The following is an 8,622-nucleotide window of genomic DNA, read 5'->3' as shown; positions in this document are numbered from 1 at the left end:
GAGCCAGAAGCACACCTCGAAGGCAGCGCGTGTCGGGACGGCGACTCCGCCGACGTCGACGCTCATCGCGGCGAGGACACCGCCCATCACCGCCGAGGCGCTGGATGTGCCGACCGATCGGAACAGGGCGTTCAGTCCGTTGGAGGCTCCGGTCTCGTTCGCCGGGACCGAGCGCATGATGATCATCGGCATGGCCGCGAACGTGAACCCGATGCCCACTCCGATGAAGATGTTGGCCACGAAGATGTGCCACACCTCGGAAGACCACAGCAGCACGAAGACATAGGCGAGCACGATCGCGCCGGCACCGACCGTGAACAGCGGACGCGGTCCGACGGTGCGCTCGAGCCAGCCGGAGAGGGGCGAGATGACCATCATCACGAGACCGGCCGGCATGATCACGAGGGAGGCGGCGAGCATGTCGAGACCGAACCCCGCACCGCCGATCGTCGGCATCTCGAGCAGCTGTGGGAACGTGACGTTCGAGGCGAAGAGCGCGAAACCCATCCCGATCGCGGCGATGTTCGTGAACAGCACCGCGGGGCGGGCGGCGACACGCAGGTCGAGCAGCGGATCCTTCGTGCGCAGCTGATACCAGCCCCACACCAGCAGCACCACGAGTCCGCCGATGATGCAGGTGAGCGTCAGGGGAGACGTCCATCCCCATTGCGCACCCCGCGAGACGAAGAGCAGGATGCCCGTGAGGCCGATCGCGAGTCCGATGGCTCCGATCACGTCGAGCCGCCCGGGAGAGCGCAGCACATCTTCGGGGATCACCGCCAGCACCAGGGCGAGGCCGACGACACCGAGTGCCGCGGCGAGCCAGAAGAGCATGTGCCAGTCGGCGTTCTGGGCGAGGAGTGCAGCCACGGGCATCCCGATCGCGCCGCCGACGCCCATCGTGGCGCTCATGAGGGCGACCGCGGTGCCCAGCCGTTCGGGAGGGAGCACGTCGCGCATGATCGCGATGCCGAGTGGGACGACGCCGGTCACCGCACCCTGCAGCGCGCGGCCGATGATCACGCCGACGATCGAGCCGGAGACGGCGGCGATCATGGACCCGAGGATCAGGATCGCGAGCAGGGCGATCACGACTCGACGCTTGCCGTACATGTCGCCGAGCCGGCCGGAGATCGGAGTGGCGACCGCGGCGACGAGCAGCGTGATCGTCACGACCCAGGTGGTGTCCTCGCGGGAGGCGTTCAGCAGCTGGGGCAGCTCGGCCTGCAACGGCACGACCAGCGTGAACATGAACGACGAGCAGAGCCCCGCGAAGGCGAGGACCGCGACGATCGCCCAACGGGGAGGAGTGCGGGAGAGACGCTTCCTCGCTCTGTCATCGCTCGCACCCACCGGCTCAGGCTATCGCCGAATCCTCGTGCCGGATTCCTCGAACGGGCCGAGGAGGGGCAGACTGGGTGCGTGCGAACCATCCGTGATCTCGACACCGTTGAACTCATCCTCGACGCCCAGGGCCTGCTCGACTCCATCAGGGGTCCGCAGCGCGTGGTGGATGCCGGAACCCTGCGCGCCCTGCAGCAGTCGGGCAACTACGTCGTCGGCTTCTTCGACGGCGAGGGCGAAGACGAGCGCATGGTCGGCGCGTCCATCGCCTTCTTCGGCGAGCCGGCCCGACGTGCGATGCACTCCCACATCACCGCCCTGCTGCCCGAGTACCGCGGGCGTGGCTGGGGCCGCGAGCTCAAGGAGCATCAGCGACAGTGGGCGTTCTCCCGCGACGTCGGCCGCATCACGTGGGTGTTCGATCCGCTGGTGGCGCGCAACGCGCACTTCTTCTTCACGGTGCTGGGCGCCCGTGCCACCGGATACTCGGTCAACCGCTACGGCATCTTCGGCGGCGGTGACGCGGGCGACGAGAGCGACCGACTCGACGTCGAATGGGCACTCGCCGACATCGCCAAGCCCCCGGCCGACGACGCGGTCGTGGAGACCCTCCAGATCCCGGCCGACATCGAGGCGCTGCGCGTCTCCGATCCTGCGGCCGCCCACGAGTGGCGCCTGCGCCTGCGTGCGCAGATGGAGGGCCTGCTCGGCAGCGGCCTCCGGATCGCCGGGTACGACACCGAACGCGGCTACCTCTTCACGGCGTGATGCGGGATGCGCGGGGGATGCTCAGCGCACCCCGCGCATCAGCTTCAGCACGGGCTTCACGCTGAGCAGCAGTCCGATGCCGACGACGATCGCGATGCCGCCGAGGATCGAGAAGAACGGCACCTCGTCGTCGGGGTTGTAGAACCGCACGAGCTCGCCTGAGATCGCCGTGCCGAGCGCGATCGACAGGAAGAACAGCGCGACCATCTGGGTGCGGAAGACGGTCGGTGCGAGCTTGGTGGCCGCCGACAGACCGACAGGGGAGATGAGCAGCTCCGCCACGGTGAACACGAAGAGGATCCCGACGATCGCGAGCAGCGGTGTGGAGTTCTCCCCGCCACCGGCGAACGGCAGGAAGAGCAGGAACGCCGACCCCATGATGATCGCCGCCAGGGCGAACTTGACCGGCGTCGAGGGCTGACGCTTCCCCAGACGGGTCCAGATCGCCGCGAAGACGCCCGACAGGATGATGATGAAGACCGGGTTGATCGACTGCACCCACGACACGGGCATCTCCCAGCCGAACAGGTTCCGGTCCAGGCGCTGGTCGGAGTAGATCGTCAGCACCGTGAACTGCTGCTGGTACAGCGACCAGAACGCGACGCTGGTGATGAAGAGCGGCAGGAAGGCCCACACGCGCGAGCGTTCGGTGGCGTCGATCCGACGGCTGCCGAGGATCACCGAGAAGTAGGCGACGGCGGCGATGATCGTGACGCCGATCACGAGGGCGGCCAGGTTGTCCGGGCGGATCACCCCGGTCAGCACCAGGACGGCGATGACCACCACCGCGGCCCCGGCGATGACTCCGACCAGGAGGTACCGGGACTTCGGGAGCGGATTCGGCACCTCACGCGCCGAGGCGGGGAGGGACTTGCGGCCGAACGAGTACTGGATGAGTCCCAGCGTCATGCCGATGGCCGCGAGGCCGAAGCCGTAGTGGAAGCCCAGCGACGACTGCAGGATGCCGGTGAGGATCGGGCCCAGGAACGCGCCGAGGTTGATCCCGAGATAGAAGAGCGAGAAGCCCGCGTCGCGTCGAGGATCGTCTTCGCTGTAGAGAGTGCCGACGACGGACGACGCATTCGCCTTGAGTCCACCGGATCCGACGGCCACGAGCACGAGACCGACGCCCACACCGACCGCGCCGGGGAGCAGCGCGAGGGCGAGGTGTCCCGCGACGATGACCATCGCGCTGACGAACAGCACCCGCTCGGCGCCGAAGAGGCGATCCGCGAGCCAGGCTCCCAGGATCGTCGACAGGTAGACCGATCCTCCATAGGCGCCAACGATGCCGCCGGCGACCGCCTTGGGGATGCCGAGGCCGCCCTCGGTCACCTCGAAGTACAGGTAGATGAGCAGGATGCCCTGCATGCCGTAGAAGCTGAAGCGCTCCCACATCTCGACGCCGAAGATGTGCACCAGTGCCCACGGCTGCCCGAAGAAGCGGGTGTCGTCGTCGCGGGTCCGCGGTGTTCGCGCTGCAGTGCTCATCCCCAGGACGCTACTCCGGCGCGGCCGCGGAGGCCAGGGAGCGCGCGGGAACGACGGATAGAATGGGATGCCCGTGTTCGCGGGTTCTCCTCCCGCATCCGACCATTGGAGCCACCATGGCCGAACAGTCCCGCCTCGACAAGGTCATCGCCCTCGCCCGCCACCGCGGGTTCGTGTTCCAAGCGGGTGAGATCTACGGCGGTTCCCGGTCGGCCTGGGACTACGGCCCCCTGGGCACGGAGCTCAAGGAGAACATCCGCCGCCAGTGGTGGCAGACCTTCGTGCGGGGTCGCGGCGACATGGTGGGCCTGGACTCCAGCATCATCCTCCCCAAGCGCGTGTGGGAGGCGTCGGGCCATGTCGCGACCTTCACCGACCCGCTGGTCGAGTGCCTGCAGTGCCACAAGCGCTTCCGTGCCGACAACCTCATCGAGGACTTCGAGGCGCGCAAGGGCCGCAAGGCCGAGAACGGTCTGGCCGACATCCCCTGCCCGAACTGCGGCACCAAGGGGCAGTACACCGAGCCGAAGGCCTTCTCCGGTCTGGTGAAGACGTATCTCGGCGTGGTCGACGACGAGTCCGGCCTCTACTACCTGCGCCCCGAGACCGCGCAGGGCATCTTCGTGAACTTCTCGAACGTGCTCACCGCGAGCCGCAAGAAGCCTCCGTTCGGCATCGGCCAGGTCGGCAAGGCCTTCCGCAACGAGATCACTCCCGGCAACTTCATCTTCCGCACGCGCGAGTTCGAGCAGATGGAGATCGAGTTCTTCACGCCGCCGGCTGAGGCCCAGGAGTGGTTCGAGCACTGGGTCGAGGCCTGCTGGAACTGGTTCATCGACCTCGGCATCGATCCGGAGAACATGCGTCAGTTCGACGTGCCGGAAGACGACCGCGCGCACTACTCGGCCGGCACGATCGACGTCGAGTACAAGTTCGGCTTCGCGGGCAAGGAGTGGGGCGAGCTCATGGGCGTCGCCAACCGCACCGACTACGACCTCTCCAGCCACAGCGAGGCATCCGGCCAGAGCCTGACGTACTTCGACCAGGCGACGGGCGAGCGCTACACCCCGTACGTGATCGAGCCGTCGTTCGGCCTCACCCGCGCGATGATGGCCTTCCTGGTCGACGCCTACGTGGAGGAGCAGGTGCCCAACGCCAAGGGCGGTACCGACGTGCGCACCGTGCTCAAGCTCGACCCGCGTCTCGCACCGGTCAAGGCCGCGGTGCTGCCGCTGTCGCGCAACGAGAAGCTGTCGCCGCTCGCCCGCGAGGTCGCCGACACCCTCCGCAGCTCGTGGGCCGTCGACTTCGACGACGCGGGTGCCATCGGCCGCCGCTACCGTCGCCAGGACGAGATCGGCACCCCGTTCTGCGTCACGGTCGACTTCGACTCTCTCGACGACCGTGCGGTCACCGTGCGCGACCGCGACACCATGGCGCAGGAGCGCGTCTCGATCGACGAGCTGCACGCCTACCTCGCGGAGCGTCTGCGCGGCGCCTGAGCGCTCTCACCTCTCTCTCTCGCTCGCCCTTCGCCGAGACCCATCCCCACCGCCGAGACCCATCGTGATCGGAGCACGTAGGAGTGGGTCTCGAAGGGGAGGGTGGGTTTCGATCCCCGTCATGATCCCCGCACGGCGCGCGCGTAGCGCTCGGAGAGGAGCTGCAGGCGGGGGAGCAGCTCGGGCGGACTCTCGACCGTGAAATCCATCATCAGCATCCCGATGTAGGCGGCGATGGTGTCGAGGCTGTCGGCACCGGTGACGAGGATGCAGTGCTCGTCGTCGACGGGTTCGACCACCCCGACCGCGGCGTGGATGCGGTCGAGCACGGCCTCCGCCGGCGCGTCGATGCGCAGTCGGGCGTGCACGATCCACCCGCTCACCGCGATGGTCCGCATCGCGAAGGCCGTGTAGTCGCCACCCGGGAGCGGTCGCGCGTCGAAGCGGCGGTGCGTCGGCATCCGCAGGTGCATCCAGTCGACCCGGTACGTTCCCCACTCGTCGGCGTCGGGGTCGCGTGCTACGAGGTACCAGCGCCGCACCCAGGTGAGCAGCCGATACGGCTCGACCAGCCGGGGAGCCCCCTCGTAGTCGAAGCGCAGCCACTCCTGGTCGCGGATGGCGCGCGCGATGGCCTGCAGCGACGCGGCGTCGACTTCGGGGTCGGGCGCGTCGGTGTCGTTGTTCTCCGGGGCGCGGTCGACGCTGGAGCGGAGCGCGTCGACGGTGGGGCGCAGGTGCGACGGCAGCACCTGCTCCAGCTTGGCGAGCGCTCTCGCCCCCGACTCTTCGACCCCCGCGATGCCGGCGGCGGCGCGGAGTCCGACCGTGACCGCCACGGCCTCCTCATCGTCGAGGAGGAGCGGAGGGAGGGTGCCGCCCGCCCCGAGACGATATCCGCCGACGGATCCGCGCGTGGCATCGACGGGATACCCGAGTTCGCGCAGTCTCTCGATGTCGTGCCGCACGGTGCGCGAGGAGACACCGAGTCGGACGGCGAGGTCGGTGCCGGAACGCCCGGGGCCGGTCTGCAACAGGGCCAGCAGCGCGAGCAGTCGAGCGGTCGGATCGGCCATCGGAACTCCTCGAAAAGTCGTGCATCCATTAGGAACGAATCCAACCTAATGCCCTTCTACCTTCGAGATATGGAAAACACGACGCTCACCTTCCGTCCCTTCACCGTCTCGGTCTCCGCTGCCGAGGTCGCCGATCTTCAGGATCGCCTCGCCCGCACCCGCCTTCCGCAGCCCTCGCCGACGGACGACTGGGATGCGGGCACCCCCAACTCCTACCTGCGTGAAGCCGTCGCCGCCTGGCGCGACTTCGACTGGGCAGCCGCTCAGGAGCGGATCAACGCCGTCCCGCACTTCACCACCGAGATCGACGGCCAGACGATCCATTTCCTCCACGTGCGTTCGGCTCACGAAGGTGCGATCCCGCTGCTGCTCGCCCACACCTACCCCGGCTCCTCGATCGACTACCTCGACCTGATCGATCGGCTGGTCGATCCCGTGGCGCACGGCGGTCGAGCCGAAGAGGCGTTCGACCTCGTGATCCCGGATGCACCGGGCTACGGGTTCTCTCAGCCTCTGGCGTCCGCGGGGTGGACGACGGCGCGGGTCGCGGAGGCGTACGACCGCCTCATGCGCGGTCTCGGTTACGAGAGCTACGGCATCCACGGTTCCGACAACGGCGCCATGGTGGCTCGAGAGCTGGGCCTTCGGGAGCCCGCGGGCTTCCTCGGACTGCACGTGCTGCAGCTGTTCTCGTTCCCCTCGGGTGACCCTGCAGAGTTCGAGAAGCTCGAGCCTGCGGACTACGCCGGCCTGGAGCACATGCAGTGGTTCCAGTCCGTCGGCGGCTACAACGCGATGAACTCGTCGCGTCCGCAGACAGTCTCGGTCGGGATCAGCGATTCCCCGGTGGGGCTGCTGGCCTACAGCGAGCTGTTCAACTCGTTCGGCAACGGTACCTCCCTGGTGCCGCTGGAGAAGATCCTGCTCGAAGTCAGCGTGAACTGGTTCGCGAACGCGGCATCGGGCATGAGCCGCAGCTACCTCGAGAACGCCAGGGCGGATGCCGCTGCCGAGGGTGCAGAGCCGCAGATCAACGCCGCGCGCACCGGGGTCGCGGTGTTCGCTGACGACTTCCAGACGATCCGGGTCTTCGCCGAGCGCGACAACTCGAACATCGTGCACTGGAGCCGCTTCGACGAGGGCGGGCACTTCGCCGCCCTGGAGCGCCCCGACCTGCTGGCCAGCGACATCCGCGCGTTCTTCGCCCCGCAGCACTGACTCCTGTCACGTCGGGCCAGACCCACGCTCCTCGCCGAGACCCATCCGCGCAAACGCTGTTGCGGATGGGTCTCGGCGCGCAGCATGGGTCTCGAACCTCGAACCTCGCGAGCATGCTCGTGGCGCGACTCTTCGCCCGGACTCAGCCCGTGACCGTGAGGCGCACGCCCTCGCTGCCGCCGGCCTCGACCCAGGCCAGCGAGCGCTCCAGGATGCCGCGCAGCACGTCCAGATCGACCTGCTCCAGGTCTTTGATGTACAGGCAGCCGACACCGGTCGTGTGGGGGCCGAGTTCCGCCAGAGCTTCGGTGTGCGCGTCCACTCCGTCGAACAGGTAGATCGTCGTCGCGGCCTTGCGCGGGGCGAAGCCGAGCAGCCCGCTGTCGCCCTCCGTGCCGGTGGGGTAGCGGTAGTGGCAGGAGCCGAATCCGATGATGGTGCCCCAGGTCTGCGGCTCGCGACCGGTGATCTCCTGCATGAGCGCGGTCAGCGTCTCGGCGTCCCTGCGGCGCACTGCGGGGGAGGAGCGGGCGATGAGCCCGGCTACGTCATCCCCCGTCGGCTTCACTTCGTGGCCTTCGCCGCCGCCTTCATGGCCTTCTTGTGCTCGCGCACCTTGGCGAGGGAGTCGGGCGAGACGATGTCGGCCACGCTGCGGTACGACCCGTCCTCGCCGTAAGGGGCTGATGCCTCGCGCCAGCCCTCGCCGGTGAAGCCGTACTGCTTGCCGAGGAGGGCGAGGAAGATCTTGGCCTTCTGCTCTCCGAACCCGGGGAGTGCCTTGAGCCGCTTGAGCACCTCGGGTCCCGACGGGTCGCCCTGGGTCCACAGCGCGGACGCGTCGCCGCCCCAGTCGTCGACCAGGGTCTGGCACAGCGTCTGAACGCGCGTCGCCATCGACCCGGGGAACCGGTGTACGGCGGGGGTCTGCTTGAAGGCCTCGAGGAACTCGTCCGGCGCCATGCCGGCAATGGTGGCGGCATCAGCCGCTCCGGTGCGCTGCTCGATCTTGAGCGGACCGGCGAACGCGGTCTCCATCGGCACCTGCTGGTCGAGCAGCATCCCCACCAGCAGAGCCAGCGGGTTGTCGGTCAGCAGCTCGTCGGCGGCGGTGTCTCCGGTGATGTGAAGGGCCATGCCTCCAGTCTGCCACCGCGTGGGCTGAGCGTGTCAGGCGCTGGCGGCGTCGTCCACGGAGTCGGCCTCCGGCGCGATGCCGTACA

The 8,622-nt window shown here is 68.3% G+C and carries 8 protein-coding genes; 3 read left to right on the top strand and 5 right to left on the bottom strand.

Translation table 11 applies throughout. The features are described from left to right. On the bottom strand, positions 1-1,353 hold a 1,353-nt coding region (locus tag DSP71_RS06115; RefSeq protein ID WP_258546289.1), incomplete at its 3' end, for an MFS transporter. 69 nt (positions 1,354-1,422) lie between these two features. Here DSP71_RS06115 and DSP71_RS06110 point away from each other — a divergent pair. Next, entirely contained in the window at positions 1,423-2,112 is a 690-nt protein-coding gene (locus tag DSP71_RS06110; RefSeq protein WP_046747477.1) for a GNAT family N-acetyltransferase, read from the top strand. A gap of 21 nt (positions 2,113-2,133) precedes the next feature. Here DSP71_RS06110 and DSP71_RS06105 read toward each other — a convergent pair whose 3' ends face one another. Next, positions 2,134-3,603, bottom strand: a complete 1,470-nt coding sequence (locus DSP71_RS06105; RefSeq protein ID WP_058631698.1) for a peptide MFS transporter — start codon at positions 3,601-3,603, stop codon at positions 2,134-2,136. Between the two features lie 116 nt (positions 3,604-3,719). On the opposite strand from DSP71_RS06105, the gene DSP71_RS06100 reads away from it, so the two are divergent. Further along, entirely contained in the window at positions 3,720-5,105 is a 1,386-nt protein-coding gene (locus tag DSP71_RS06100; protein ID WP_046747479.1) for a glycine--tRNA ligase, read from the top strand. A gap of 119 nt (positions 5,106-5,224) precedes the next feature. Here DSP71_RS06100 and DSP71_RS06095 read toward each other — a convergent pair whose 3' ends face one another. Next, positions 5,225-6,181 (bottom strand): YafY family protein, encoded by a 957-nt coding sequence (locus DSP71_RS06095; RefSeq protein ID WP_113680642.1) that lies wholly within the window; start codon positions 6,179-6,181, stop codon positions 5,225-5,227. Between the two features lie 69 nt (positions 6,182-6,250). Between DSP71_RS06095 and DSP71_RS06090 the strand changes: the two genes are divergently transcribed. After that, entirely contained in the window at positions 6,251-7,399 is a 1,149-nt protein-coding gene (locus DSP71_RS06090; RefSeq protein ID WP_113680641.1) for an epoxide hydrolase family protein, read from the top strand. 142 nt (positions 7,400-7,541) lie between these two features. Here DSP71_RS06090 and DSP71_RS06085 read toward each other — a convergent pair whose 3' ends face one another. Further along, a complete protein-coding gene (locus DSP71_RS06085) occupies positions 7,542-7,967 on the bottom strand; it encodes a DUF1801 domain-containing protein (RefSeq protein ID WP_061017816.1) in 426 nt (141 codons plus the stop codon). Next, positions 7,964-8,536, bottom strand: coding sequence for an HhH-GPD-type base excision DNA repair protein (locus tag DSP71_RS06080; RefSeq protein ID WP_058631694.1), 573 nt, complete (start codon positions 8,534-8,536; stop codon positions 7,964-7,966). The genes DSP71_RS06085 and DSP71_RS06080 overlap by 4 nt, the downstream gene beginning before the upstream one ends. Between the last annotated feature and the right edge of the window lie 86 nt (positions 8,537-8,622).

Origin of the sequence: Microbacterium sp. H6 (assembly GCF_003314775.1) — a bacterium.
Lineage (GTDB): Bacteria > Actinomycetota > Actinomycetes > Actinomycetales > Microbacteriaceae > Microbacterium > Microbacterium oxydans.
The sequence above is the reverse complement of the archived record's forward strand: the minus strand, read 5'-3'. Positions and strand labels throughout refer to the sequence as shown.